We start from the raw sequence: 1,189 nt of genomic DNA on the forward strand, positions 1-1,189 counted from the left end.
CACACAGCGGCAAGAAAAGTTGTGATGAAAAATTGAAGTGTTGAAAAAATCATAACGCCTCCTCGCTTCCCCACCAACTTGGTAACTAAACGGCAAATAAAACTGGGTATCTAAAGTCGTTGAGTGGGTCTAGATTCAAGCTTAGCTTATCGTTAATTTGTATTTCGTGCGCTTGGTGCACCAATTTGTCTTTAGTTAAAAGGTCTTTAAAAAGGCATCTAACTCACTAGCAACAAATGTTAACCATGCACAAGAACTGTTAGCGAAATACAAGTCGTGTGTATTACCATTCCTTAGCAAGCCACAACGGACAGTTTCAGTATGGACCAATTTTTAGTGCAAATCTTTGCTGTAATTCACCAAATTCCAAAAGGAAAAGTATCGACCTACGGCGAAATTGCCAAAATGGCAGGCTATCCGGGATACGCCAGACACGTAGGAAAAGCTCTTGGGAATTTGCCAGAAGGTAGCAAATTGCCTTGGTTTCGAGTCATCAATAGTCAAGGGAAGATATCGCTGAAAGGCAGAGACTTAAACAGGCAAAAGCAGAAATTAGAAGCAGAAGGGATCGAAGTGTCTGAGATAGGAAAAATCGCCCTCAGAAAATACAAATGGCAGCCTTAGGCTGCCATTTTTGTTCCCTATGTTTGGTATTAACGCGTACCAACTAGACGAATATCCAACTGGTGAGTTTGTGCTTCATCTGTGATCACACCGTTATGCGTATCACTGATGAAACGCAATTTACCATCCACTTCAATACGCGCGCGCACGCTGTAAGTGTGATTCGGTTTAATTTCGTTGCTGTCGTAACTCAGCTCAAACGAAAGAGGAACTTGCTTACCTTCTGTTTCGAACGTTTGTTTTGCTAGAAGCTTAGATGGCGCATCAGCCAAAGACACATCTTCTAGTGTTACCGTAACCACAGCATTTGGTGGTAGAGCAATACGTTCACGGTAAGCCACTGTACCTGTAATTGTCTTCATTGACGCCTCAGCAGATTCCATTTCTGTTGTTTGAGAAGTTTGGCAACCCACTAACGCAGCGCCAAAAAGTAAAGAAGTAACAAGTAGTAGTGTTTTTTTCATATATTCCTCAAGAAGAGTATTAAATCGGGATAAGTATAGGGTTTGAATATAAAACTGTCTTGTTTCCTTTCGTTTATTTGACAATAGTTTGACTGAGTTAG

At 41.0% G+C, this 1,189-nt stretch carries 2 protein-coding genes; one reads left to right on the top strand and one right to left on the bottom strand.

What is annotated here, in order from left to right:
- The first annotated feature begins 321 nt into the window (after positions 1 to 321).
- Positions 322 to 624 carry a DNA base-flipping protein gene (locus R7M72_RS25220; RefSeq protein WP_043037255.1) on the top strand — a complete coding sequence of 101 codons (303 nt, stop codon included), beginning with the start codon at positions 322 to 324 and terminating at the stop codon, positions 622 to 624.
- Between the two features lie 29 nt (positions 625 to 653).
- On the opposite strand, the gene R7M72_RS25225 is transcribed toward R7M72_RS25220, so the two are convergent.
- Positions 654 to 1,088, bottom strand: coding sequence for a YbaY family lipoprotein (locus R7M72_RS25225; RefSeq protein ID WP_005461146.1), 435 nt, complete (start codon positions 1,086 to 1,088; stop codon positions 654 to 656).
- Positions 1,089 to 1,189 lie beyond the last annotated feature (101 nt).

It is taken from the genome of Vibrio sp. YT-18, from assembly GCF_033337345.1.
Classification (GTDB): domain Bacteria; phylum Pseudomonadota; class Gammaproteobacteria; order Enterobacterales; family Vibrionaceae; genus Vibrio; species Vibrio alginolyticus.

What these genes read in the sequence shown, in the direction of transcription:
- R7M72_RS25220 (WP_043037255.1), top strand. Translation starts at nt 322, where the DNA reads ATGGACCAATTTTTAGTGCAAATCTTTGCTGTAATTCACCAAATTCCA.
- R7M72_RS25225 (WP_005461146.1), bottom strand. Translation starts at nt 1,088, where the DNA reads ATGAAAAAAACACTACTACTTGTTACTTCTTTACTTTTTGGCGCTGCG.